Source organism: Chloracidobacterium sp. (assembly GCA_016715795.1).
Taxonomy (GTDB): Bacteria; Acidobacteriota; Blastocatellia; order Pyrinomonadales; family Pyrinomonadaceae; genus OLB17.
This window is the reverse complement of record JADJXP010000001.1, coordinates 343,451-368,614: the sequence shown is the minus strand read 5'-3', so window position 1 is coordinate 368,614 and position 25,164 is coordinate 343,451. Positions and strand designations below refer to the sequence as shown.

At 54.5% G+C, this 25,164-nt stretch carries 22 protein-coding genes; 10 read left to right on the top strand and 12 right to left on the bottom strand.

Translation table 11 applies throughout. The annotated features are described in order from the left end of the window. Positions 1-6 precede the first annotated feature (6 nt). A complete protein-coding gene (locus IPM59_01720) occupies positions 7-2,577 on the top strand; it encodes a PBP1A family penicillin-binding protein (GenBank protein MBK9214312.1) in 2,571 nt (856 codons plus the stop codon). A gap of 28 nt (positions 2,578-2,605) precedes the next feature. On the opposite strand, the gene IPM59_01715 is transcribed toward IPM59_01720, so the two are convergent. The 3 genes from IPM59_01715 to lipB are packed head-to-tail and all read right to left on the bottom strand — an operon-like array spanning position 2,606 to position 4,982. After that, the gene (locus tag IPM59_01715) at positions 2,606-3,295 is read right to left on the bottom strand and encodes an esterase (GenBank protein ID MBK9214311.1); all 690 of its coding nucleotides are present in this window, start codon (positions 3,293-3,295) and stop codon (positions 2,606-2,608) included. A gap of 50 nt (positions 3,296-3,345) precedes the next feature. Further along, complete coding sequence (locus IPM59_01710; GenBank protein MBK9214310.1) at positions 3,346-4,269, bottom strand: hypothetical protein; 924 nt, start codon at positions 4,267-4,269, stop codon at positions 3,346-3,348. Next, on the bottom strand, positions 4,266-4,982 hold the full coding sequence (gene lipB, locus IPM59_01705; protein MBK9214309.1) for a lipoyl(octanoyl) transferase LipB: 717 nt from the start codon (positions 4,980-4,982) through the stop codon (positions 4,266-4,268). The genes IPM59_01710 and lipB overlap by 4 nt, the downstream gene beginning before the upstream one ends. A 43-nt stretch (positions 4,983-5,025) precedes the next feature. Here lipB and IPM59_01700 point away from each other — a divergent pair, with 43 nt between their 5' ends. Further along, positions 5,026-5,544, top strand: a complete 519-nt coding sequence (locus tag IPM59_01700; protein ID MBK9214308.1) for a hypothetical protein — start codon at positions 5,026-5,028, stop codon at positions 5,542-5,544. Between the two features lie 2 nt (positions 5,545-5,546). Here IPM59_01700 and IPM59_01695 read toward each other — a convergent pair whose 3' ends face one another. Then, the gene (locus IPM59_01695; GenBank protein ID MBK9214307.1) at positions 5,547-6,224 is read right to left on the bottom strand and encodes a redoxin domain-containing protein; all 678 of its coding nucleotides are present in this window, start codon (positions 6,222-6,224) and stop codon (positions 5,547-5,549) included. Positions 6,225-6,325: 101 nt separating this feature from the next. Between IPM59_01695 and IPM59_01690 the strand changes: the two genes are divergently transcribed. Continuing rightward, positions 6,326-6,751, top strand: a complete 426-nt coding sequence (locus IPM59_01690) for a hypothetical protein (GenBank protein MBK9214306.1) — start codon at positions 6,326-6,328, stop codon at positions 6,749-6,751. Here IPM59_01690 and IPM59_01685 read toward each other — a convergent pair. After that, complete coding sequence (locus IPM59_01685) at positions 6,748-7,512, bottom strand: MBL fold metallo-hydrolase (GenBank protein MBK9214305.1); 765 nt, start codon at positions 7,510-7,512, stop codon at positions 6,748-6,750. The two genes, IPM59_01690 and IPM59_01685, sit on opposite strands and share 4 nt — an antisense overlap. A gap of 41 nt (positions 7,513-7,553) precedes the next feature. Between IPM59_01685 and bshB1 the strand changes: the two genes are divergently transcribed. Beyond that, positions 7,554-8,288 (top strand): bacillithiol biosynthesis deacetylase BshB1, encoded by a 735-nt coding sequence (gene bshB1 / locus IPM59_01680; GenBank protein ID MBK9214304.1) that lies wholly within the window; start codon positions 7,554-7,556, stop codon positions 8,286-8,288. Further along, positions 8,285-9,109, top strand: a complete 825-nt coding sequence (locus tag IPM59_01675) for a J domain-containing protein (GenBank protein ID MBK9214303.1) — start codon at positions 8,285-8,287, stop codon at positions 9,107-9,109. Before bshB1 ends, IPM59_01675 begins: the two co-directional genes overlap by 4 nt. A gap of 180 nt (positions 9,110-9,289) precedes the next feature. On the opposite strand, the gene IPM59_01670 is transcribed toward IPM59_01675, so the two are convergent. From IPM59_01670 to IPM59_01640, 7 genes are all read right to left on the bottom strand, one after another. Beyond that, positions 9,290-10,441 carry an NAD(P)/FAD-dependent oxidoreductase gene (locus IPM59_01670; GenBank protein ID MBK9214302.1) on the bottom strand — a complete coding sequence of 384 codons (1,152 nt, stop codon included), beginning with the start codon at positions 10,439-10,441 and terminating at the stop codon, positions 9,290-9,292. Further along, positions 10,438-10,956, bottom strand: a complete 519-nt coding sequence (locus tag IPM59_01665; GenBank protein MBK9214301.1) for a DinB family protein — start codon at positions 10,954-10,956, stop codon at positions 10,438-10,440. Before IPM59_01665 ends, IPM59_01670 begins: the two co-directional genes overlap by 4 nt. Continuing rightward, positions 10,953-11,642: a YceI family protein gene (locus tag IPM59_01660; protein ID MBK9214300.1), complete on the bottom strand. Its 690-nt coding sequence runs from the start codon at positions 11,640-11,642 to the stop codon at positions 10,953-10,955. The genes IPM59_01665 and IPM59_01660 overlap by 4 nt, the downstream gene beginning before the upstream one ends. Before the next feature lie 21 nt (positions 11,643-11,663). Then, on the bottom strand, positions 11,664-12,059 hold the full coding sequence (locus IPM59_01655) for a hypothetical protein (GenBank protein MBK9214299.1): 396 nt from the start codon (positions 12,057-12,059) through the stop codon (positions 11,664-11,666). Continuing rightward, on the bottom strand, positions 12,056-12,715 hold the full coding sequence (locus IPM59_01650; GenBank protein ID MBK9214298.1) for a M15 family metallopeptidase: 660 nt from the start codon (positions 12,713-12,715) through the stop codon (positions 12,056-12,058). The genes IPM59_01655 and IPM59_01650 overlap by 4 nt, the downstream gene beginning before the upstream one ends. A gap of 4 nt (positions 12,716-12,719) precedes the next feature. Further along, positions 12,720-13,784, bottom strand: a complete 1,065-nt coding sequence (locus IPM59_01645; protein MBK9214297.1) for a hypothetical protein — start codon at positions 13,782-13,784, stop codon at positions 12,720-12,722. 144 nt (positions 13,785-13,928) lie between these two features. Continuing rightward, complete coding sequence (locus tag IPM59_01640; GenBank protein ID MBK9214296.1) at positions 13,929-14,543, bottom strand: hypothetical protein; 615 nt, start codon at positions 14,541-14,543, stop codon at positions 13,929-13,931. Positions 14,544-15,291: 748 nt separating this feature from the next. Here IPM59_01640 and IPM59_01635 point away from each other — a divergent pair. The 5 genes from IPM59_01635 to IPM59_01615 all read left to right on the top strand — a co-directional run bounded on the left by IPM59_01635 (position 15,292) and on the right by IPM59_01615 (position 25,098). After that, on the top strand, positions 15,292-16,407 hold the full coding sequence (locus IPM59_01635; protein ID MBK9214295.1) for a VCBS repeat-containing protein: 1,116 nt from the start codon (positions 15,292-15,294) through the stop codon (positions 16,405-16,407). Positions 16,408-18,490: 2,083 nt separating this feature from the next. Then, entirely contained in the window at positions 18,491-21,913 is a 3,423-nt protein-coding gene (locus tag IPM59_01630) for a hypothetical protein (GenBank protein ID MBK9214294.1), read from the top strand. Positions 21,914-21,922: 9 nt separating this feature from the next. Then, the gene (locus IPM59_01625; GenBank protein ID MBK9214293.1) at positions 21,923-22,405 is read left to right on the top strand and encodes a DUF4265 domain-containing protein; all 483 of its coding nucleotides are present in this window, start codon (positions 21,923-21,925) and stop codon (positions 22,403-22,405) included. A 153-nt stretch (positions 22,406-22,558) separates the two neighbouring features. Then, positions 22,559-24,565 (top strand): RHS repeat-associated core domain-containing protein, encoded by a 2,007-nt coding sequence (locus IPM59_01620; GenBank protein ID MBK9214292.1) that lies wholly within the window; start codon positions 22,559-22,561, stop codon positions 24,563-24,565. After that, entirely contained in the window at positions 24,562-25,098 is a 537-nt protein-coding gene (locus IPM59_01615) for a hypothetical protein (GenBank protein ID MBK9214291.1), read from the top strand. The genes IPM59_01620 and IPM59_01615 overlap by 4 nt, the downstream gene beginning before the upstream one ends. The last annotated feature ends 66 nt before the right edge of the window (positions 25,099-25,164 follow it).

Below are 25,164 nucleotides of genomic sequence, written 5' to 3'. Positions count from 1 at the left end.
ATTGGTGTGGCGGTAGAGGTTCAGCGATTAGACGTTCCCGGCAGACGGGCGACGGCGGGTTCGCGCAGCCGTTCATCGGCGGCGATGTTCTTTGTTACCTCGCTTCTGCTGGCCCTCGCAGCAGGTTCCCTGACGGGTGTATTGGCGAGCTACTACCTCAACAATTCTCGATACTCGGTCGAGGTATCGGCCCTTGCGACATATCGTCCGCCTCAGGTTACGACCATCTACGCAGATGATGGCGAGACGGTCCTTGCCGAGTTCGCTATCGAGAAACGCATACCCCTGAAGATCCAGGATGTTCCGGATCGCGTGACCGATGCTCTTCTGGCTATTGAGGACTATCGATATCGCGAACATATCGGTATCGATCCGTACAGGATCATCGGAGCGGTTTACAGAAACCTCACTACAGGGCGGACCGAGGGAGCATCGACGATCACGCAGCAGTTAGCCAAGAATCTCTTTCTCTACAAGGATCAGACCTACACGAGAAAGGTCAACGAATGGGCGGTCGCATTGCAGATCGAGCGGCTCTATACAAAGGATCAGATCCTCGAGATGTACATGAACTATGTGTTCCTCGGTGCGGGCGCATATGGCTTTGAGGCCGGATCGAGGACGTATTTCGGTAAGTCTGTAAAGGACCTGACACTGGAGGAGGCGGCATTGCTGGCAGCGATCCCAAAATCGCCTGAATACTCTCCGACGCGCAATCTGGCGAAGGCGCGCGAACGGCGCGATCTCGTCCTCGACCAAATGGCGAAGTACTTTCCCGAAAGGTATTCTCAGGCCGAAGTGGATGCCGCAAAAGCTATTGATATTAAGTTGGCGAGCACCGCCTATTACCAGTCACAGCCGAAATCGACCGCGTGGGATTATCCGATCGAAGAGATCCGAAAATACCTCGAGGAGAAATACACGACCCGCGTCGCACAGGGTGGGCTTAAGGTCTATTCGACCATAAATGTCGAAGCGCAGAAGATCGCAACCCGAACCATTCGTGAACGTCTGCGAAACTTTGATCGTGGCCGAAAATGGCGTTCGGACTATAAGAATATTCTCGTTGATGAGAATGAAGAGCCTCTGACAGATGAGAAAGAGATCCAGAGGACGCTGGACACGTTTAAACATCCTGACTGGTATGGCGATGACTACAAAGAAGGTGAGTACATTAAGGGTCTTGTTATGAAGGTGAGCCCGACATCTGATGAGGTCGGGGTGCGTTTCGGGCGCTACAAGGCGATCGTGCGGGCCGGTGATATGGGCCGCAGCGGCCGCAGGCCAAAGGACGAGCTTAAGCCGGGTTTTCTGGCTGAGTTCCTTATCAAGGGAGTAGATAAGGACAAGCAAATGCTCGATGTTGAACTGCAACAGGTGCCTGAGGTGCAGGCATCTTTGGTAACGATCAATGCAAAAACAGGTGAAGTTGTGTGTATGGTCGGCGGGTACGATTTCCAAACCAACAAATTCAATAACGCTACACAGGGGCTCAGGCAGACAGGCTCGGCTTATAAGCCGTTTATCTACACTGCTGCCGTTGAGGACGGAATGACGCCGGATATGACGGTCAGCGGTGCGCCGATAAAACGCGGTGGTTGGATGCCGCACAATTACGACGGCAGCACGAGCCACGGCAACGTCCCGATGAAGATCGCTCTCGCAAAATCCTATAACATCGCGGCCGTCCACTTGCTCGAACAGGTTGGTATTCAGGCCGGCGGGCAAATGGTGAGGCGTTTTGGCATATCGAATCCTATGGCCCCCAGCCTGCCGAGCGCATTGGGTGCGAGCGAGGCCTCGCTGCTCGAGATGACGGCGGCGTATTCGGTATTCCCAAACAAGGGTATTCGCATGGCGCCGCACCTTATCCGCAAGGTATACAACCGCGACGGCAGCCTGCTCGAAGAGTATGATGGCGCGAGTACCAAGGTCACGAGTGAATACGTAGCGTTAACGATGGTTCAGATGATGCGGGGCGTCACCGCCGGCGGTGGAACGGCCCCGGGAGCAGCCGGCGGCGGAAGCCAAGTGGCAGGCAAAACGGGGACGGTGAACGACCATACCGACGTTTGGTTCATCGGTTATACTCCGACCTACGTGACCGGCGTTTGGATGGGCAATCCGCTCAGAAAGGAATCACTGGGCTCGGGCATGACCGGCGGACATGGTGCGCTACCTTACTACAACGCGTTCATGGTCCCCTTCTTGAAGGGAAAACCAACTGAGACATTCCCGTCTCCGCCGCCCATGCCGCCTGAAGTAAAACGGGCAAGTGAGATGCGAAAGCGCGAGGAACTCGAAAAGCTGGAAGAAGCAGATCTTGAGGGCCGTAAGACCGGTGTTGTTTTTACTCCGGGAACCAAGATCGACCCGGATGCACCTCTGCCCGGTGAAACACAGATGACCGATTCAGGGAGGCCCGGATCGGCGGATACCAAGCCTGCAGATACGGGACCACCCCCCGATCGGCCCATCGTCGTTCGACCGCCGACCGTTCAATCGACGCCGCGAAACGACCCGGCGCCGGATAGGCCCGAAGGCGGAAAACGCAAGGGTAAGAAGGGTGACGGTTGATCACAGGAGGGATGAGAGATCATCCCTCTTATTGTTTGCAGAACTCGCCAAGATAATGCGGCAACATTCGCCGCCACCACGGCCAGTCATGATTAACGTCGTGGCCCCAGAGTTCGAGGCGGTGTGGAATTTCTTTTGAATGCAGCAGGCCTGAGAATTCCCGGCTGCGGTCTGGGGCTTCGTATGAGCCCTGGCCGCTGACGATCACGATCGAATCCGCCTGTCGCAAACGCGGCAGATGATAGTCGTCATCGAGATTCTTGAGATACATCACCGGATTGTTGAAGTAGACGTTGTCGTCAAAATAGCTCTCAAGGTAGTTGTAGATGTCGTAGCTGCCGCTCATCGCGATCGTCCCGCGAAACGCTTCGGAATGTTTGAAGTAGGTATTCGCAGCCAGGAATGCCCCAAGCGAGGCCCCGGTTGTTAGTGGGCGGGCGTCAGAGCCGCATTCGTTTCGGATCAGCGGAATGACCTCATCCATGATGTAGCGGTCGTAGCGAGCCAGCATCTCGACCTTCCAGCCCGGATGCGATTCCTTGTTGAGCAGGCTGTAGCGATTGACGGAATTGATCGAGTAAGCTCGGATCTGTCCCGCCTCAATGAGGTCCTTTATCGAATCGACCAGATAGAACCGCTCATACTCCAGATAGTCAGCCGCGGCGGTCGGGAACATCAGCAGCGGGTAGCCGCGGTCACCGTAGGCGACCAGGGGCATTTCCATGCCGAGATTGTGGCTAAACCACGATGTAATGTCTCGTCTCATATCTATTTCGTTATAGTGATGTCGCGGGTCGTGCGGTTATATCCCGCGTTGTCAATGATGTTGCCATTCCGATCTACGAGCTCAAGGGCAAGCATCGCCTTGCCCGGCGTCCAACCCGTCAGCCACACGGGCTCCCATCTTTCAAGATAGATGGGCTCAGCGGCGTCGATCTTGATCCGCACTCGGTACTCCCCGCCGTCACCTGTCAGCTTGGCATTCGAGAGCCAGAAATCGACCATTATCTCGTCCGAGGTTTCCAGCTTGTATTCGCCTTTCGGCCGGCTGTAGGTGAGCAGCGGCCTTGTCATGTCCACCGGGCCCGCGTTGCTGGGCAGAACGTCCTTGCCCTCGCCCACCGGGGCGGAGCTAGTATTGGACACAGTTTGACCTGAGTTCGTGATTGTCGGCTTGTTCGGGTCGGCCTTGCCGCCCTTCACAGTGAACTTGATCATCTGGAACGCGCCGTCGTTCTTATAGCTTTCGTGCCACGGCCGTGAAGGAAAGACGCGTAGGGTGTGCTCCCCGTCCAGAACATTCCGCAATTCGAAAGCCTGGCCCAGATTGTAATATGCCTCGTATGGCTGATTGTCGAGGATGACATGGATGTGGTTGCCCGTTTTGGTCTCCATATCCATATGGGGAGAGTAACCCTTCAGATCACCTGCGATCTCGAGTTTGACCTTGACGGTCGAACTCGACAACGTGGTATCGGCGGCCGGCTCGACGATCTTTAGGGTTGGCGCGGCCTGATCCTGCTCGCCGCGTTTGGCCATCAGGTCTTTGATCTCCTGCGGTCGTTCGACAACCTTGAAAAGCGGCTTAGGCGGGACCGTCGGATTAATGCTTGCAGTATTCTGCGAGCCTCCGCACGCGGCCGACAAAAGGCCGGCCAATAGAACAGAAAGCAATATCGATAGTTTGTTCATGTCAGTACCTCTAATAGCCCAGTCTCATTGCGCGGCTGGCGTGCGGTCTGTTCGGAGAAGTGAACGATCCCGGCGTACTCAAAGACGGAACAAAAATTCTTCACTACGCTGTCAGTGACCTCAGCCATCTCCACCTCGTGTCCCAGCAACCGATCCATCGATGTCACCGGTTCGCCATCACAGGCTATTATCCAGTTGTAATAGCTCAGGTCAGTTTTCACGTTCAGGGCGAATCCGTGCGTTGTCACCCAGCGCTTAATATGGACGCCAATAGCTGCCACCTTGCCAGCCGATGTATGGACGCCCGTGAGCCCGTCGATCCGGTAGGCCTTAATATCAAAGTCCGCCATGGAGCGAATCAGGACCTCTTCGAGGTCGCGGACATATCTGTGTACATCTTCACGATCAGGTGAGAGATTGATCACGGGATAGCCGACGATCTGACCGGGTCCGTGATACGTGACACGACCGCCACGGTTGATATCAAAGACATCTACGCCGAGTGACCGAAGCATTGCCTCGGTTGCCAACACGCCCTGCTCCTTTGAGCGGCGTCCGAGCGTGTAAGTGTGCGGGTGCTCGAGCAACAACAAATGGTCCGGCACACGCCGGGCGATCACATCATCCTCGAGCTGCTTTTGCAAATCGAGTGCCTCCGCATAGGCGATGCGCCCAAGGCGGCGAACTTCCAACTCCCGAACCGGCATCTTCATCTATGATAAGATTTTTGCCGGATATTTAACAGGCAGGCCCATTATGAAACGACTGACCACGCTAATCTACATCGCCCTTTTCTTCGCAATATCAACGACAGCCGCGTTCGGACAAAAGACCAAATCGACCGCCAAAAAGCCGACAACTCAGCCCGTGACCGCCGGCTCGCCCCTGGAAATTAGAGAAGGTGCCGATAAAGTGTCGATCCAGATCAAGAACGTCACCAAGTTCCTCTACATGCTCGGCGGCATCGCGTACGGGATAGAGGACATCGACGCACAGGCAAATGCCAAAACGCTGCCCAAAACGACGCTTGACGCAAATTCTGCCAACAAGGCGAAGGTGATGCAGGCGATACGAAATCTTCGCGCGGGTATCGCGACGCTGGAGGTCGACTTCCGCACTAAATCGGGCCTCAAGAAATTCCTGCCCCAGATCGACGGGATCACGCGGATCAGTGCCGAATGCGAAGATCTGGCGGCAGCCGGAAAGTTTTCGCAATCCGGACAACCGTTGCTGATGCTTGTGGAGAAATTATCTGATGCTCTGGCTGCGATGTAGGCTCACTGCTTCTTCACAGCAGTGGTGATAAGCCCGCTTGAAGGTTGATTCGGGTCACAGACCTCGATCTTTGCATCCTTGTCAGCGGTCTTTGTATCGGCAACAGGCAACCCGAGCTTTTGCCGGATGAACCGTTCCCCCTCGGCCTCGACCATCTCACCGTTGATGACGTGGGTCTTCTTCACGAGCACGTCTCCCTTTTTCTCCATCGCTGACGGACTCAGCAGAACGTACCACGGCGAGCCCCAATTGCGGTTGTCTCCGGTAGATTTGCGATAGTCGTAGTGCGAGGTCTTTTGCTTATCTGCACGGCTTTCGGATTCGAAAACGACGGGAAAGGTGACTTTTAGAGTGTCCAGATTGCTTCGCATTGACGACGCAGGATCATACTCGCCGACACCGATGATCTCGAGTCCTTTGCCATGGTATTTCTCATAGAACCGCTGCAGGAACGGAGCGTCGTGACGCCAGTTGCCGCACCACGGGGCAAAATAGACAACGATGACGAGTTTTTTTCCTTTCGCGAACTTGCGTAACTCCGTCTCTTCGCCCGAGCGAACGTCCTTGTACTTCCAGTTCTTATAGGTGATTTCCTTCTCGAGGATCGGAGCCTGCTCGTTCTGGCCAAACGCGATGGTGCCGGTAAAGAGGGTCAATACTATAGCGATGGCTGTTTTCATCTTGGTCAAAAGTGCTCACGCATCAGATGCGGTTAACGAAGGTTTACGTTGCGCTCTTTCCGCCGGTTTCGCAATATGTGCTAACCTGTGGCTGAAAAGCCATGAACGAACCTAGTGTATCAGATATCTTTAGGCGTGCGATGGAGATGCGGAGCAGCGATCCGTCTGCGTCGTTTGATGAGTTGCGAAAGCGCATCGTCAGCGAATTTCGCGGCGGCCCATTTCCCTTAACCGTGACCTTGACCATTCCGGAATTTGACAACATTGCGCCCGAAGAGGATTGGACCGCGGGCCTGCCGGTCGTACTCCGCGGCATCCAGAACGAGGACTGGAACGAAGTTGCCCTCGGCATCGTCATCAGCCTCGAACAGGTCGAGAATTATCCCAAGGAATCCGGCCGCGAGGACGACCCCGCAAAAGAGTGGCGAAACCGGGCCAAGGGCATTGCCGCTGCAGAGGAAAAGGTCCTTGAGGAATGGATGCCCGCCGACCTGATGGCGATGGCAAAGCGACACGCCAATGGCTAGAGCTCGATAGTCATTCCGTCAAAAGCCTGGAATACCTCCGAGGCCGGCTGAAATTTGCCCACCTCTTCCTGAAAACCGACTTCGTCCCATTCGGGATAGAAGTGCGTCAGAACAGCGCGTTTTGGCTGCGCCTTTCTGACTATGTGCATAACCTCGGCGAGCTCAAGGTGCTTCTTTACGGGCTTATTGCGCAAAAAGGTGCATTCGATCAGGAGCAGGTCGACGCGGTTGGCAAAGGTCGCCAGTTTTTCGTCAAAGGCCGTATCGGCCGTGTAGACGAGCGTTGTTTCGCCGTCGCGAATGTATATCGCGAGGCTTTCTGCGGTGTGAGGAGTTTTCATCGCGACCGCCTCGACACCTGTGACGATCTCATGTTTTTCCAGCGGTTCGACCTCGATTATCTCGACAGGAAACGGTTGTTCGAGCAGGCGATAGTTATTTGCGTCGCTGAATCCATTGATCAGTTGGGCAAGGCCCTTGGGCCCGACTATGCGCAGCGGTTTGGTGCGGCCGTTCATTTCCTCGGCGTGTTTTGTCCCGGCGAGCAGCGGTGCGAGGCCGCCGACGTGGTCGAGGTGAAAGTGTGAGATCCAGATCGTGTCGAGGTTTGGCCAGTCGAGACCTGCTGCGGCCATTCGCGAGTCGACCGATGCCGAGCAATCAAGGAGCAGCGAGCCGCCAGACGTTTCTAGCCAGTAGGCAGAACTTGTCCGCTTTGGATGCGGAACGCTCGTGCCAGAGCCGAGGACCGTTAGCTTCATAGGTGAATGTTAACAGAGCGATGCTGTGATAAATTAACCGAATGAGCCAGGTCGACATCCTCGCCGTTTTTGCGCATCCCGACGACCTCGAACTCTCGGTCGGCGGCACGATGCTAAAGATGAAATCGCTCGGCTACCAGACGGGAGCACTTGATGTGACCCGCGGCGAGATGGGCACGCGCGGAACGGTCGAGGGCCGAGCAAGAGAGGCCGAGGACGCGGCGAGAATTCTCAAGCTCGACGTGCGAGAGAACCTGGGCCTGACGGACGGACATGTGTTTGTCACGGACGTAGAGCGAGTTGCGATGGTGCGTGTCTTTCGACGGCTCAGGCCGCGTGTGGTGCTGACGCATCAGCACGAGGACTCGCATCCCGACCACGATCACATTGCTCAACTCGTTCGCGAATCGTCCCGTCTGGCGGCAATGCGCAATTATGATCCGGAAACCGGCGAGGACCGATTGCAACCGCCGATCGTCGCCCACTGCCTCTTCTCACGGCGGGTAGTGCCGTCATTCATTGTCGATATTTCAGATTTTCTCAAGGATAAGATGGAGGCTATACGCGCCCACCGCTCGCAGTTTTATGATCCGCTGTCGACCGAGCCTGAAACGATGTTGACGGGCAAGAGTTTCCTTGATCAGTTGGAAAACCGCTCGAGGCACTTTGGGACAATGATCGGCGTAGCGGCGGGCGAGCCTTTTTTTGTTCGCGAGGCGTTGAACGTGGCTGATCCGGTCAAGTTACTCACGCGGCCGATGAACTTGTATTCATGAACAAACCTCCGGAAGAGATCGAGCTCGATAAGAAGCTCCGCGTCCTCGAACGGCTCAAGGATCGGCTCGCCGACCGCGAGGAGGACATGGCCGATCTCCGGTTCGCATTGGAACGCTTTGAGGCCCGGTACACGATGGATGTGGCTAGGCTCTATGCGGAGCATGATGAGATCGAGGCCAAGATCGCGGAGGAAGAATACAAGCTGGTCCCTGACGATGAAGAGATCAAGAAGAAGGCTGAGGAATTGCGTCGCCGGGCTGAGGAATCGGCGCGTGCCGCCGAAACGGTTTCGTCTGACGGCCTGTTCGACCCCACGCCTGAGGCACGTAAGGCGTATCACAACCTTGCTCGGGTCATCCACCCGGACCTTGCCCTGGACGTGGCCGAGAAGGAGCGGCGACACGGCCTGATGGCCGAGCTAAATCAGGCGTATTCGACCGGCGACCAAGTAAAGCTGAACAAATTGGTCGAAGACCTTCGTCACAGCCCTGACCTGATCAGCGGCGACGGCATCGGCGACCAACTGGTGCGGGCCATCAGGCAGATAGCGCAGATAAGAACGAGGTTCCTCGAACTTGTTAGAGAGCGTGCTGAGGCCGAGGCGTCAGAGCTCTTCGAGCTTCGGAAAAAGGTCGAGTCTGAGATGGCGGAGGGACGCGACCTGTTGTCGCAAATGGCGGCCCGTGCCCGCGTACATATCAAGAAGAGCGAGCGGCGGCTGATAAATCTTCGTTCGGTGAATGCAGCCGCAGAGGAGTATGTCAAGGAGCGTTACGGAATGGACATCTCGGACTTTCGCGAGACGTCCAAAAGGCCATGACTTTTTGCTTGACAGGGTCAAGTCCGTTGTGTAACTGTTTAAGCGCACCCACACTGTAGGGCTCTCGGCACGGTCTTGTGACCGAAGATAACAGCTTGGTTTCGCGGATACGTGTACGCCCTGTACATGCCCGCGAAAAAGAGGGAGGCGGTGTGGGAGACGCCTCCCTCGCTTATCGTTTTACAGGGCATTTCCTGCTGCAAAACCTGACGACCACGCCCATTGAAAATTGTAGCCGCCGAGCCATCCTGTCACATCGACAACCTCGCCGATAAAGAAGAGTCCCGGGACCATTTTCGTCTCCATGGTCTTTGACGAAAGTTCGGCGGTCGAGACGCCGCCGAGTGTGACCTCGGCCCGTGAGTAGCCGTCGGTGTCTGAGAATCGAGGACTCCATGAGTTGAACCTCTGTCCGAGCTCTGCAAGCGCACGATTTGAGAGTTCGTTCAGCGGTTTGTTCGCGTTTGCCGCGAAAGCTTCGGCGAAGCGTCTTGGTGCGAGATCGCCGAGAAAATTGGCCACCGTTCGCCGGCCATGACGGTTCGCGGTCAACGTGGCGGCCACATCGATGTCGGGAAGTAGGTTTATTGAAACAGCCTCGTTCCTTTTCCAATAATTGGAGATCTGGATAATGGCCGGTCCCGACAGGCCGCGGTGCGTAAACAGGACATCTTCGCGGAATTTGTGTTTCTGGTTCGACACTGTGCAATCGAGCGATATGCCGGCCAGTTCGGGAAATTTCTGTCCTTCGAGCACCAGTCCGACGAGCGACGGGCGAGTTTCAACGATCCCGAGGCCAAACTGGCGAGCGATGCGGTAGCCGAGGTCGGTTGCTCCGATCTTTGGGAACGAGAGGCCGCCGCAAGCCACGACGAGGTTAAGGGCATTGTATCGTCCTTGATCTGTTTGGACCGAAAAGCCGTCGGCATGATTGACCTCGGCAACCGAACACTGTGTGCGGATCTCGACGCGTGCTCTGCGGCATTCGGCGAGCAGCATATCGACTATCGAACGCGAACTGTCACGACAAAATAGCTGGCCGAGCTTCTTTTCGTAGAAGGGAATGCGATGCTTTTTTACGAGCTCAATAAAGTCCTGCGGCGAATAGCCGGCAAGGGCCGACCGGCAGAAATGCGGATTTTGCGAGATGAAATTCTCGGCCGTGACGCTGAGGTTCGTGAAGTTGCAGCGGCCGCCGCCGGAAATCAGGATCTTTCGTCCGACCTCGGCGTTGTGCTCGATCACGAGCACCCGGCGGCCTCGCTTACCTGCCGTGATCGCACAGAAAAGTCCGGCCGCGCCGCCGCCGATGATGATCGCGTCGTAGGTCACGCAGGCGCCAGATAACGCTCTTTCAGTATCGCTTTATGATGACGCACATGCCCGGCCATGATCCAGGCAAGGGCGCGCACCGATATCTCAACGTCGTTGGCGGTGCCTGTGCGCGCCCATGCGTCCTTCTTTAGGTGGTCGAACATTATCACGTTTGCTTCGCGCACAATGGAGAACTCATGGAGCAGGTCCCCGAATGACCGCTCGTTCGCGAACGCATTCTCGATATAGCCGTCCTGTTCAAAACCCTCGATGGGCGTTTTATCACCGCGCGAGATACGCAGCGTCCGGTAGGCAAACATCCGCTCGCAGTCGATCAGGTGGCCGAGAAGTTCCTTTATCGTCCATTTCCCCTCGGCGTATGCGAATGTGCCTCGTTCCTCGGCGATGTCGGCAAACATCGCCTCCAGCTCGGCGGGCTGAGCCTCAAGTACCGGCACTATCCGGTCCTCAGGCACCAGCGAAACGTAGTGTTCGTAGGCCGCATCGTATTCGGTCGTGTCTGGCCGGCTCATAATGCGGTCGCGGCCTTGATCGCGGCCGGCAGGTCTTTCTTGATCGTCGCCTCGATCTCGAGAACGATATTGATATTGTCAGAGATCACCGCAACACCGCTCGGCAGATTGCCGCCGTAATTGACACCAAAATCACGTCGATTGAGCGCGGTCGATGCCGTGATACCCATACGGGCCGGACTCTTGTCCTTGCCTGGGAGAAAGCCCGTGAGGTAGAACGGGAACGACATCGGCTTGGTCACGCCCTTCATCGTAAAATCGCCCGTCACGACCCAGACCTTGCCTTTTCTTTCGACCTTTGTGCTCTTAAAGGTGATGTCCGGGAACTTCTCGATCTCAAAGAAATCCTTTGATCGCAAATGATTGTCACGGCCGGCGACGCCGGTGTCGATGCTCGTCGCCTTGGCCCAGAATTCGACGGTGGATTTGGACACGTCGGCGGCGTTGTATTCGACCTTACCGGTAAAATCCCGGAAAAATCCGGGGATCTCGATCAGGCCGTTATGCTTGACCTTAAAGCTGATCACCGAGTGATTCTTGTCAAACATATATGTGCCGCTCTCACCGGCATCTATCGCCCCGGCAAAGCGGTCGGCAAAGGTCTGCTCGCGGGCCTCGGCACCGGTCTGTGAGATCGTCATGAACGCCACAAGGGCGATGGTCAATAGCAGCGTGGTCTTTTTCATTGTAATCAAACTCCTCCAGATCTATTTGATAGCAAGGGTCAGCGAGAACCGCGCAGTTCGCGGGCTCCTGACGTGTTTCTTTCTGACAAAAAAAAGATAATCGCCCGTCTCGGGCACCTCAAAGGTAAGCGTTGGCGAACTCTCAAACTCGGTCTCAAAGTCAAATTCCTCGTTGAAGACGCGAAAGTCAAATAGGCTCGTCCTCGTATTGCGTATCGTGACGGTTTGCCCCTTTTGCGCGCCGAAGACGTATTCCATCTCCTGCCCGTTTGACAGCGTCCCGCTGAGCGCCGCCGATGACTTGCCGGCGGCAAACTGTATCCGTTTCGGCTCCGCCTTGCCGCCGCCCTGGGCGAATGACATAACCGCTGCCAGCAGGCAGAACAAACACGAGACTGCCATTTTACACAGCTTCATTGCTTTAGTTTCGCGGCCTCCTCGAACGAGATATCGTAGATCGCGTATTGCTGCCATTCGTTAAAGTCGAAATGCCACCATTCGTCGGCGTTGACCGTGAATCCCTCGGCCTCCATCAATTTCCGCAGCCTGTCCCGGTTCGCCCGTTCTTCCTCGGTTCCGCCCGCGTAATCTGGCGATGCCCGCTCTGTGAATTCATCATAACCGGAAGGCATCGGCAAAAGCTGGCCCGTCTTGCGGTCGAACAACGTCAGGTCAACTGCGCAGCCGCGGTTGTGTTTTGAGCCCGTTGCGGGATCGGCAACGAACTTTCGCTGTTCGAGCGTTACAGTGTCCCAAAAGAGCTTTGTTATCGACCACGGCCGGTAGCCGTCAAATATCGCAAGGCCAAGCCCCTCTTTTTTCAATAGCTTGTGAACGCGGATGACGCCCTCTGCGGCGGGCCGCTGTAGGAATGCACGTGCCTCGGGATACACGACGCGGCCCATGAAGTTGTCAGCGGTCGCGTAGCGAATATCGAGTTTTATCGACTTGTCGAGTTTTTTTAGTTCTACCAGATCGGCCTCGCGCTTGTTCTCTTCCTTTGGTTGCGCGGCAATTACCGCACAACAGAAAAAGATAATCGAAACCGTTCGCAGTGCAAATCTACTCGACATCGGCTCAAGGTTTCGGCGTAGGTTCGGGCTGCGGTTCGATGTCGTCATCAAGGATGCGGACCTCGCTGCCGTACTTCTGATAATTTCTAAACCTAATCACGTTGCGGCTTTCAAACCGCTTGCCGGATTGCTCGACCGTGCCGCGAAAGTCAGAGAGCGTCGGCATCAGATAGTGTTCGCCGGCAATATCGACCATGTCGTACTCGATCGTTTTTGTCACGGCCTTGACGGGAAAGCTTGCCGCGATATTCGTCAATTTGTACTCGACACGCAATACGCGGTGCGTGTCGCGGTCGATCCAGATGCGACCCTTTTCGCCCGCGGGCGACGACGAGAAGACAGGCCCTTTCAGCCCGACGCCTCCATCCTTATTGTTCTCGATCTGGATCTCATATTCATAGACGATCGTGCGGCGGCCGCGCTCGACATCGGTCGTGAGCAGGCTAAATGTCGTCTTGCTTTCCGGCTTGAATATCTTTTGCAGGTCCTCGACAAATTCGCCGCCTGAGGTAGCACCGTCGAGGCCGTGATAGCTGCCCGCCGTCACCGCATCGGTTACCGGAGCACCATTGCGGGCCAGGACGCGATACTGTTCGCCTTTGTCAGAGCTATAGCTGACGGCGATCACCAGATTATCGTAGGCTTTCCAGTTGCCTGTGCCCGCATACGAATCAGAGCGGGTGATGATCTGTTTGACGACGAAATCGGGCATCTCGTCGAGAAGCTCTCGCGTTCTTGTGCGTGCCTGAACGAGCACCTCGGCGGCCTCTGCCTCACCGGGCAGCTTGGTTGCAACAGGGTCCTTTTGCCGACGCCCCGCCTCTTCCAACGCGCGCTTCAATTCCTCGTTATTTGAGCCTTTGGAGCGCGTAAGGCTGCGGAGGCCGTCGGTGACGGCAAAATCGATGCCTCGCCGCCGGAGAGCGTCGATGACCTCATCTCTCGTAGTTGGCGCCTTCTCGAGCGCGTAGAGCAGCGATACGTACTCCTTCTGCGTGATTGGCTTTTCCTGGGCCACGGCTGACAGACCAAGTACCGCAACGAGCAAGATGACGACGAAACTTTTCATCTCAAAGAAAGATGCAGATTACCATACTTTCGTTGGTTTCCCTGCCAGGTGCAGGTCACACGTATATCATAGAAAACTGATTTTCAAGCAAAGAGCCGACGTGCGTAACGTCGGCCCTGCTTGCTAATACTGACAGGCCTGCGGCTAAGGCGACCCGTAGATGAGCGCGGTGTTTGAGAAGTTTGACGTGTTGGTAGCGGCGACGGCACGGACCTTGTAGGTGTATTCGCCGCCGGGCTGCACGGGGTAGTCCTGATAGGTCTGCTTCTTGGTCGTCGCGTGAAGGACGAAGGGGAGTCCGTCGCCATAACGTCGCCATATCTCATAGACCACCGAGCCTGTCTTGTTGTTGCCATTCCATTTTAGGTAATTGACGCCGTTTGAGCGCCCCTCGCCGGCCAGATCGCTTGGGTCATAGGCCGTAATGGTGGAACGCGAAGAGGGGAACGTAAACCCGCACACCTCATAAGCCTTCTTTGGCGATTCGGCCGCGACCAGATAGTTACGCACCTTGGCAAGCTTTGCCATCAATTCGTCCCTCATGCTTTGTTTGTCGGCTATGACCGACTGTTTCTCGGCGGTCTGCGTGACGCTGCTCTCGATCACCGTCTCGAACGGCGGGTTGAGCGTGGTGAGCGTGGCCGCGAGCGAATCGGCAAGCGTGTTGTCGATGCCATCCACGTTGTGCCCAATGAGCTGCTGCTCGACATTCTTTGCAAAGTCAACGAGATCGGCGTCGGTCAATCTTCTGTAGTCCATAGTGGTTTCTCCTAATGTGTTGTTTTGTATTCTGCAGCCCGTGTGGGTTGCATCTCTGCGATATTAACATCAGCTATGCAACGTGTCAAGCAGACTATACGATGTTGCAGAGACAATACGCTGCCCATGTTCCTTACAAAGATATCGAGAGATGGCATTTTGCATGTGACGGGTATGGTTTTGTTGGTGAGGGGAAAGAGGTCGTTTCCTTAAGGAGCGGGTTTGTTCATAAAAGGAACAGCAATGTTCCTTAACAAAATGATTTTGTTTGCGAACTTTGGCATTTTATTGAGGACTTTTCGGCCGGGTTCGCTAACAAAATGAGTTTGTCTGGGGCAAAGAACGACCTTTTCAGCAACAAAGACTATTTCTTGAGCATATAAGTGAATTCCCTTGCGAGAATTCTCCTGGTTCTGACAACTAAACACGTTCTTTGTGAAAGCATATTGACAACCTGCCTGAACAGGCGTATCTTGCAAATGATCGTTCCTTGATCTCCGATACTCTTACCGATCCCTGCAGTTTGGGGTGCAATCATATTTCCTGACGGAGAATCGAGGCAATGATGAATACGTTCCGACGGCATGCTCCCGACCGCATCCATGGTTGGGGTCTGCATTACCCCCCCCCGGTTCTCTCTAAACACTGCAAATAAAGGACTAGCAGCATCGCATGCCTCTGCTTTGGCGGAAGCTGTTTGGTGCATACCGCCGGATACAGAAGCAACAGGAGGTCCGAGATGTCTGTGATGTCACGAACCGAAGCAAAGCGTTCGGGCGATTTTGTCTATTGGATCACGGGAGTCGCGGGGCTACTGCTGATCGCTCTCGGCGTCTTTACCGCAAATGGCTGGCTGCCGCGCACGGACGCCATCACCGGCCAGCGCTACGGCTGGTTCGGCAAGAAACTGCCGAAGGGGGCACCGAACAGTTGGATACCTTTCGCACCACCCGATCCAACGCCGACGCCCCAACTGAGCAAGGAATACATCTATGCCGGGTCGCGGCTTCTCGCGGTCGAGGACGCGAACGCCAGCGCCGTTCCGCCCGCCGATCTCGCCGTATGGCGGCCGTCCACCGGCATGTGGTACGTTCTCGGCGGCCCCGGCTCACAGCAGACATCGTACCAATGGGGCCAGAACGGAGACGTTCCCGTCCAGGGCGATTACGACGGCGACGGCAAGACGGACTTCGCCATATGGCGGCCCGGTCCAACGGGCGTCTTCTACATGGTGCCATCCTCTACGGGCAGTTATTACAGCGTCAACTTCGGCACGACCGGCGATATCAATATGGCTGCCGATTTTGACGGTGACGGCAAGACCGACATCGCCGTCTGGAGGCCATCGACCTATTACTGGTATTACCTGCCAAGCTCAGGCGGCGGCCAGATTTCGACACAGTTCGGCGCAGGCGGCGACACGCCAAAGCCTGTTGACTACGACGGCGACGGCAGGGCCGACCTGGCCGTCTGGCGAAACTCGAACCATACGTTCTACTCGATCGACAGTTCAAACGGCGCGTCGCGCACACAGGATTACGGGGCGACCGGAGACATGCCCGTATCAGCCGACTATGACGGCGATGGCAGGGCCGACCACGCCGTCTGGCGCTCGTCCAATACAACCTGGTATATACGGCGCAGTTCAGACGGCGGCACGACATCGCTCTCGTACGGCGCATCGGGCGACATCCTTGTCCCGAATGACTACGACGGCGACGCCAAGGTCGATATCGCCGTCTGGCGCGTCGATAGCAGAAACTACGGCTGGTGGTATATCCGCCAATCCGCCACCCAAACCGACCGCACCGTCCAATGGGGCCTCGCCGGCGACATTCCGGTGCCGACATATTACAGGAGGTAGCAATGCAAAGGATCACCCTATCTTTTTTCATCGTTTTGGCCGCATCTGCCATCTGTTTTGGTCAACACACGCAGACCACCAAGAACACCGTTGATCAGACGCTGCGTTCCTCCGGGCGTGTAAATCCTTCGACTCTTGGCATGGAATTCGATCTTCCATTAGGTAGTTATAAGGGGCGAGGTTTCGATCTTCCGCTAGGTCTTAGTTACTCGTCTAAAGTATGGAAGCTCGAGGAAGACCAATACGACGCAAACTCCGCCATAACCCGCGTGGACGGCATTTATTCGGAAGACTCCGCGGCGGGCTGGACGAGCAGCCTTGCTCAACCGCATATCGAATATACAGGCATGACACGCCTCTTCGACACTCACGGCAGGCCATACAATTGGCGTAATGCCAGTCCTACCTATTACCATGTCTATTACGTCCGTCGGTTAACCGTGTTTCTTCCCGGCGGCGAATCACACGAACTGCGGGCCAGCGATGTCCCCGTTCCAATGCCGTCACCACTTCCTAATCCTCTCTGGCCTCCGGCTTCGGCTTGGGAAGGAATTTTTGTTGCGACCGATGGTTCGGGCCTTAAATATGAACAGGACACTAACGCAAATATCTTCCGATTGTATTTGTCGGACGGATCGTTTTATGACTTCAACTCAGGCCCCCCTGAGCCGCATGGCCTGACTGTTACGCAATCCTATATTCGACGCGCGCGACGACTTACGGATGTGAACGGAAATTTCGCTGAGTTCAATGCCGCGAATGGAACCTATAAATATGGCTCATGGACGGATCAGCTTGGCCGTACGTTTCCCGTAATGGTTCCTCCTGAAACACCCTGGGGATTTGAGGAGATGACGGAATTTACCGACACGTTTTTCCTGCCCGGCATGGGAAATAACTCATACGAACTGAAATGGCAGCGGCTGGCCAGTGTTTTTGCAGAAACCAACTATGCCACGCGGTATATCGGCAAGGGCTTTAACGCGCCCTTCCCGCAGAATCCGCTTTTTGTCAATGAGAATATTTTTGCGACATGCGGCTACGGAGACCGACCACAGTTTCCAACGAATAGCCTTCTGGCGGTATCAGCATTTAACTATTTCCATTCTACTGGTGATCCACCATTTAACCCGATGGTGTTGGCAGAGGTGAAACTGCCAAACGGCGCAAAATATCGGTTCAAGTATAATGAATATGGCGAGATAGAAAAGATCGAGTATCCGTTTGGCGGGTACGAGGAATTTGACTATAAGAAGGTCGATTCGCTGGCGGGGCAGGCCGAAGGGGTTCAGCAGGCAAACCGAGGGGTCGAGAACCGCCGCGTTTATGAGAGCACCGCATCGAATCCGATAACATATTCATATTCGTCGGCATCCTCCGACCACAATTATCGGACAAGCGTGACCGCTCCCGACGGGATCCAAACCGACACATTGATGCACAGGGGCATCAGACCTTTATGCGACGCGCAGACGGAGTATGAGTACTACTATAACGGTCTCAAGTGGGGATACGACACCCCGCTCGCCGGGCGGGTTTGGGAAACGCGGGTATTTTCTAACGATCAACCCAAGCAGATCAAGCAACGGACAATTACGAGGTGGATAACGACAACCGCCGACGCCAAGATTATCATCCGCGCCCGGGCCCGGCCCACTCTGAAATGGAACGCCCGGGTTGATACTACTCAAAACATAACCTATGAGGGGAACTCGGGCGTGTCAACAGCGACGAAACTCGCCTACGATTCTGCCGACGAGCGAGGGTCGCCGCTCAACGTCACAAAAAGGAGTGAATACGCCTACGAGACGGTTAGCGATGGCGGTTCTTATTCTCCGGCGGAAACTGCGACATGGCCGCCAACGTCAACACCGACTCTTGACGATCCCACGACGGGTGACACGCCAGTTCGGGTAAGGTGGATGACCTATGAGACTGGAACAGCATACACGAACCGGAACATCCTACGCTTGCCGACAGAAGTCCTCGTCACGGACGGCGCAGTACGCCGAACGTCAAGGCGAAATCCCAGATCGGCTATGACCAGTCAACGTATCTTGTCTCCGACACGCCGACCGGGACTGTGCCTGGTTGGGGCACGCCCGAACCCAGCGCGAGTCCTTATGTTCGGGGTCTCGCGACCACGGCAAAGGCGTGGCCCGATCTCTCTGGCAACCCGATACAGACGCACACTCAATACGACCAGTTCGGGAATGTAAGAAAGACGTGGGACGGCAACGGCAATCTATCGCAGATCGAATATGCCGACCGGTACAGCGACAGCACGAACAGGCACACCTACGCCTTTCCGACAAAGACGATCTCGCCCGTGCCCGGCGGTAACGGCTCTACGAGTTCCTTTGAAACGCAGACGACTTATGAGTTCGAGACGGGATTGCCGACGAAAGTAGTTGACCCAAACGGCGGCGAAACGGAAATGCTGTACGTCGATCCAATGCGCCGTCCGACAAAGGTCACCGCGCCTAATGATGCCGAGACGATCACAGAATACGGCGAACCATCTGATGGTACGTACCCTGCGGGTGAACGCTTTGTAAAGGTCAAGAGCCAGGTCGACTCGGCGAACTGGAAGGAAGCATATACGTGGTTCGACGGCCTCGGCAGAACTGAAAAGACTCAGGCGGTTGACGACGACGGCGATGTGTTTGTGCTGACGTGTTATGACAATATGGGTCGTGTTTCAAAGGCGTCGAATCCGTTTCGCGGACTCACAGATCAGGATTGCTCGACGGCTAACGGCACATCCGACATCTTCTGGACCACAAACACCTTCGACACCGCAGGCCGTCCTTGGAAGATCACAACGCCGGATGGTGCGGTTGTCGAGACAACCTACTCCGTCGCCACCTCTGGCGGCCAGATCGGAACGGTCGTCACGGTCGAAGATCAGGCCGACAAACAACGGAGAAGTATTACGAACGCGCTAGGACAGCTCATTCGTGTTGACGAGCCGACCACTAGCGGAACTGCGCTGGGAAACATATATTCTCCAAATCAGGCCACACTTTATACCTACAACACGCTTGGACAGATGATTCGCGTTCAGCAGGGGATCCAGAACCGTTATTTCAAGTATGATACCGTCGGCAGAATGCTGCGCGTCAAACAGCCGGAGCAGGAGGTTAACACCGGCCTCAACACCAGCGGCAACCCTAATAACAATGCGTGGTCGGCAGGCTTTACCTACGACAGCAATGGCAATGTTCTGACGACCACCGACGCAAAAGGCACGACGATCACGAACACTTACGACGCCCTAAACCGGGCTACGTCACGCACCTACAACGACAATCCTCAAACCCCAACGGTAACTTTCAGTTACGACGGCGTCGGTGTATCTCCGACACCGGATTTCTCAAAAGGTAAGCTCACGAAAGTCAGTAGCAGCGTTTCGGAATCGAAATATGTTGAATTTGATGTCGCGGGTCGCCTAAAACAATTTCAGCAGATAACCGACGCTCAAACCTACACTTCGAAATACACCTACAATCTGTCCGGCATGTTGATCGAGGAAGAATATCCGTCGGGGCGAAAGGTAAAGAGTGAATTTGATCAAAGCGGCGACCTATCAAAGGTCATGAGCCAGAAAAACAGTTCCGGCGTATTCATCCCTTATGCTAACAACTTTTCATACTCCGCCGCTGGGGCGATAACGTCGATGCGTCTGGGCAACGGCAAATGGGAAACCGCTAGCTTCAATTCACGGTTACAACCTGTGCAATTGGGACTTGGTGCTTCGGCGACCGATTACGGTTTATGGAAAGTTAACTATGAGTTTGGCGAGTTACAAACAAACGGAAGCGTCGACGTGGCAAAGAACAACGGAAATATTGGCAAACAGACGTTGACCGTGCCGGGGACGTACTTTGTTCAGGGTTACAAGTACGATTCGCAAAATAGAGTTACCGAGGCGAAGGAAACAACTAGTTCGACGCAGAATTGGATACAGCAATTTGGTTACGACGTGTACGGGAATCGCACCAGTTTTAGCCAAACTATCGGCAGCACAACGATCAACACGACGCCGAGCATCGACGCCGGCACGAATCGGTTCAGTGGAAGTCAAGGGTTCGCTTACGACAAGAACGGAAGCATCACGCAGGATGTCGATCCCTTAAACTCGCACACTCGCTCATTCACTTTCAACGGTGACAATAAGCAAACCGAGGTAAAGGATGTCACAGCCTCAAATCACGTCGTCGGCAAGTATTTTTATGACGGTGAAGGGAAAAGAATCAAGAAAGTTACGGACACGGAAACGACCATCTTTGTCTATTCAGCCGGGAAACTCGTTGCGGAATACTCGACCGAAGTCGTTCCGATTGAGGATGCCAAAGTCTCATACGTGACGACAGATCATCTTGCGAGTCCACGCGTCCTGACAGGTCAAAACACTGATATGATTTCTCGCCGCGATTTCATGCCCTTTGGTGAGGAACTCGCCGTCAACGTAGGTGGCAGAACGGCCGGACTCGGTTATGGCAGCGCAGACGACAGTATCCGTCAGAAATTCACCGGGTATCAAAGGGATTCGGAAAGCTCACTTGATTTCGCCGAAGCGAGGATGTACGAGAACCGTTTTGGCAGGTTTACAGCCATTGATCCGCTCTTAGCATCTGGGAAGTCTGCCGATCCGCAGACTTTTAATCGATTTATCTATGTCCGCAATAACCCATTGATCCTGGTCGATCCAACCGGACAGATTACGGGCGATTATTACACTCGAGATTTGAATTACATTGGTAGTGATGGGAAGAACGACGGCAAATATTATTATGCAGAGGTGGACTATCGAAATATCGTTCCGGAGGGTGACGGGCATGTCGAAATCATTCACGTTAAGAACAAGGAGGAATTTACCGTTCCCTCCGCGGAAAACCAGGCCATACGCGCTCTGGCGACTGGCGTATCTAACGGCGTAGACGATGGTGTGACCGGAATCGGAAAAGGGATTGGGAATGCTCCGGCCGTCGGTCTGAACGGCGTGACTAGCGGCCTTTTTAATTCCGGTATCCAAGGAGCGTATTTCCAGGGTTCAAATCCGCTAGAAGTACCGCTCCCGTTCGCATTCAATAATGCGAGAGAAGCAAGTTACGGATCGGCTGGAAGCACCGGAACACTGGTAGGTTTAGGAGTCGCCGGAGGAGCTATCTTTGGCGGTTCGTCGGCAGCTTCGGTCGTCCCGGAAGGTCAGATTTTTGCCCCGATCAAGGCTGGCAGCGTGGGTGGCCCAACGGCGGGACAACGCTTTCCAGAATCTGTTAGACAACAGGCGTTTGCGGAAAACAACTTGTGCGTATTCTGCAGGGGTGTGGGTACTGAGATTGATCACGCTGTTGCAGCTTCTCGGGGAGGAAACGCAACAATTCAGAACGCTCAGGTAACATGCCGTTTTTGCAACGCTTCGAAAGGATCGGGAAGGGTACCTAAGAATCCTGCACCCGGATATGAAGGACCATTTCCTCCATCGTGGTGGTGGAGGTAGGAGAGAATAATGATGATTCCGGATAAATCGGAGGTTATCACGCATGAAAATCCTGCGTGGCGGGAGCGTGCCAACTTTATCATTGTAGCCAAACTTGATGAGGAGGCTGTTCAGAAGGGTTTTGTTTGGGAGCAATTGTGGGCTCGCGAGCTTGGAGAGAACATGTTTGAGATTTGCTGTATTCCATTTTTTTATTACGGCATCGCTCTGGGGGACATTGTAGCTACACGTCCTGACGAACAGAAACGATTCGTAATTTCAGAAAGATTGAAGACTAGAGGCCACTTTACGCTCCGTGTTTGGTTCCGGGACAAGGTCGACGAGAGTTTAGTAGAATCCATTGAGTCAGCGGGATGCATGATCGAACGACGATTTAGAACTGCACGTTTAATTTCTATTGACGCGCCGTCGTTAAAGATACGGAGCGAGCTAGAGCAGATTCTAGATTCATTCGCAATCGGAGACACATTGTTTTGGGAAAATGGCTCATAGAACCCTAAGGCAACGCCTCCGGCATGCCGCTGACAACCACTGATGCGAATAAAGCGGATGGGGTCATCTATGAAGTTAGAGCGTTAGTCAAGCGCACGGGTGCTGGCATCGGGTGGGCGATGATCAGTTGGCGTGAGTTTGAGTGACAAGAGGATGACCCTTCTTTCGTTTGACATCTTAGGACGTGTGACGGGGCATAAGCAGACTACGGACGGACAGCAATACACGACGGGCTACAGCTACAATCTGGCTGGTGCGTTAGTCGAGGAAACATATCCGTCGGGGCGGGTTGTGAAGAATGTGCTCGACAACTCGGGCGACCTTTTGATAGTCGAGAGCAGGAAGAACTCTGCCGCGGGCTATTGGCACTACGCCGACGCATTCACCTACAACGCCGCCGGTGCGGTGACCTCGATGCAGCTTGGGAACGGGCGTTGGGAATCGACGACGTTCAACAGCCGTCTCCAGCCGACGCAGATCGCTTTGGGAACCACGCCGGGAACGACAGACAAACTCAAACTCGAATTCGCCTACGGAACGACGGCAAACAATGGCAATGTTCTTTCGCAGACCATCAGCGTTCCGACAGTTGGGACAAACACAGGCTTCACGGCTGTGCAAACCTATTCGTACGATTCGCTAAATCGATTGAAAGACGCAACCGAGAATCTCACCCCTAACGGCGGGTCGCAAACGCAATCGTGGAAGCAGACATTCACCTTCGACCGATACGGAAACCGACGCTTTGATTTTACGAGCGGAAACACGACAGTCCCTGTATCAAGCTGCACAGAAGCGATCTGCAATCCGACGATCAGCACATCGAATAATCGCTTAACCTCGACGGGATGGCTTTACGATAACGCCGGAAATACGACGCGAGACGGAAATTACCAGACCTTTACCTACGATGCAGAAAACAAACAGGTCGAGGTCAAAAACTCGTCGAGTGTTACGCTCGGCCAGTATTGGTACGACGGCGACGGCAAAAGGGTTAAAAAGGTGGTCCCGGCAACAGGCGAAACCACGATCTTCGTCTATGATGCAACGGGCAACTCAATTGCGGAGTATTCCACGATAGTCGCATCCGTCGAAGACGCAAAAGTCGCCTACCTCACAAATGACCATCTAGGCTCACCCAGGATAAACACGGACGCCGCCGGCATCGTCACCGCCCGCCACGACTACCACCCCTACGGCGAAGAGATCATCACCACCCAACGCACCTCCCACGCCGAATACACGCCGGACTCGGTGAGGAAGCAGTTTACTGGTTACGAGCGGGATGGGGAAACAATGCTCGATTTCGCAAAGGCGAGAACGTATGCTTCGTCACTCGCTCGATTTACGACTGCTGATCCTTTGCTTTCGTCTGGTAAGTCGCCAATGCCGCAGACGTGGAATCGGTATGCGTATACGACAAATAATCCAGCGTCAAATTTCGATCCGCTCGGACTATATGTATGCAGGTCGAAGGACAAGAACTTCTGCGGTAAATTTGATGCGGCCTTGGACAAGGCTCGTGGCAACCTCGCGAAAATCGAAGAGAAATATGGGAAAGATTCCAAGCAGTATGAGAAAGCGTCGCGGGCACTGGGTGTATACGGCGAGAAAGGGGTAAACAACGGCGTTTTCGTGGTCGGCAAGGATGGTGTAGGCGCTGGCCGCACGGACGTACAGGGCGTTCGCGTAGCAAAAACCGCTACGAATCCGAATGGCCAAAAAATTATGATAGGCTTTGACATCGCTGCAGGTGACCATTCAAACTTTTCCAACTTGATTGGACATGAGGGGTCGCACGCCGCGGATGGTTCTGACTGGGTGAGTAGCGGCTTTAAGGACTCCCATAATCCGACCGAATATGAAACCGAACTCAAAGGGTATACAGTGCAAGGCCTATTAGCTGAGGCGCAAGGAAGTACGCTAAGTGTTGTGCAAACAAACGTGGACTTTTCCAAAATGAAGGGATTAGATCGATTCGCTGCCTGGCCTTACGAGGCGGTAATATGGAATTCGAGTTGGGCAGCTGCAGATGTTGACACCCTGCGAAAGTCAGCGATCGATCATCACCTCCAATACGATAAGGATTACAAGCTGACCCCTACTAATCTGGCTGGCAAGGCCCAGGCTTTTGTAAAGGGGCATTTAGCATCACTATGAGAAGTATTAGCTTTTTAATCTTGGCGATCGTGTTATTGGAATGTCCGGGACTAGCGCAGAAGAATGCTGATTTGCGCGTCCAAGCTGTTCATCCAGTAGTGGATAGACGAAAGCCGTCAGTCTATTTTGAGGTTGTTAACAATCGCAGGTTAGAGGTAATCGATCCTGAGGATGGACTCGTCTGGCTGCGGCTGCGAAACAACTCGCGCTGGGGGATTCGAGTGCAAATGTCCGGGGGCCGAAGTAAAAGTCTGGGCGATGTCCGCCTGTATTACGATATCCTCAATGCGGAAGAAGCGATTGTCGAAAAGAAGCGCTGCCACGTATGTTCGTCCAATATCGTCAAGCCCGGTAAGGGGGTTCTTTTCGCGGTTCCCTCGGATATCTTGCCAACCGGGTTTTCGCTACGAGTCAAGTTTAGCTTTGACTGGGAAGATGACTTTAGAATCGCCCCTGCTTCCGAACCTGTACACTACGTCTTCTTTAGTTCTTATGACTTACCAGAAAAGGGATCGGAGTCGTCGGAGCTCTAAACCAGGAAACTTATCGGCAGGATTTCACATTTGACAGGGAAGCGGATGGGGTCATCTGTGAAGTTA

Coding starts and splice junctions, on each gene's coding strand:
- IPM59_01715 (MBK9214311.1), bottom strand. CDS start 3,295: ATGCCCCTGGTCGCCTACGGTGACCGCGGCTACCCGCTGCTGATGTTC.
- IPM59_01710 (MBK9214310.1), bottom strand. CDS start 4,269: ATGAACAAACTATCGATATTGCTTTCTGTTCTATTGGCCGGCCTTTTG.
- lipB (MBK9214309.1), bottom strand. CDS start 4,982: ATGAAGATGCCGGTTCGGGAGTTGGAAGTTCGCCGCCTTGGGCGCATC.
- IPM59_01700 (MBK9214308.1), top strand. CDS start 5,026: ATGAAACGACTGACCACGCTAATCTACATCGCCCTTTTCTTCGCAATA.
- IPM59_01695 (MBK9214307.1), bottom strand. CDS start 6,224: ATGAAAACAGCCATCGCTATAGTATTGACCCTCTTTACCGGCACCATC.
- IPM59_01690 (MBK9214306.1), top strand. CDS start 6,326: ATGAACGAACCTAGTGTATCAGATATCTTTAGGCGTGCGATGGAGATG.
- IPM59_01685 (MBK9214305.1), bottom strand. CDS start 7,512: ATGAAGCTAACGGTCCTCGGCTCTGGCACGAGCGTTCCGCATCCAAAG.
- bshB1 (MBK9214304.1), top strand. CDS start 7,554: ATGAGCCAGGTCGACATCCTCGCCGTTTTTGCGCATCCCGACGACCTC.
- IPM59_01675 (MBK9214303.1), top strand. CDS start 8,285: ATGAACAAACCTCCGGAAGAGATCGAGCTCGATAAGAAGCTCCGCGTC.
- IPM59_01665 (MBK9214301.1), bottom strand. CDS start 10,956: ATGAGCCGGCCAGACACGACCGAATACGATGCGGCCTACGAACACTAC.
- IPM59_01660 (MBK9214300.1), bottom strand. CDS start 11,642: ATGAAAAAGACCACGCTGCTATTGACCATCGCCCTTGTGGCGTTCATG.
- IPM59_01655 (MBK9214299.1), bottom strand. CDS start 12,059: ATGAAGCTGTGTAAAATGGCAGTCTCGTGTTTGTTCTGCCTGCTGGCA.
- IPM59_01650 (MBK9214298.1), bottom strand. CDS start 12,715: ATGTCGAGTAGATTTGCACTGCGAACGGTTTCGATTATCTTTTTCTGT.
- IPM59_01645 (MBK9214297.1), bottom strand. CDS start 13,784: ATGAAAAGTTTCGTCGTCATCTTGCTCGTTGCGGTACTTGGTCTGTCA.
- IPM59_01640 (MBK9214296.1), bottom strand. CDS start 14,543: ATGGACTACAGAAGATTGACCGACGCCGATCTCGTTGACTTTGCAAAG.
- IPM59_01635 (MBK9214295.1), top strand. CDS start 15,292: ATGTCACGAACCGAAGCAAAGCGTTCGGGCGATTTTGTCTATTGGATC.
- IPM59_01625 (MBK9214293.1), top strand. CDS start 21,923: ATGATGATTCCGGATAAATCGGAGGTTATCACGCATGAAAATCCTGCG.
- IPM59_01620 (MBK9214292.1), top strand. CDS start 22,559: ATGACCCTTCTTTCGTTTGACATCTTAGGACGTGTGACGGGGCATAAG.
- IPM59_01615 (MBK9214291.1), top strand. CDS start 24,562: ATGAGAAGTATTAGCTTTTTAATCTTGGCGATCGTGTTATTGGAATGT.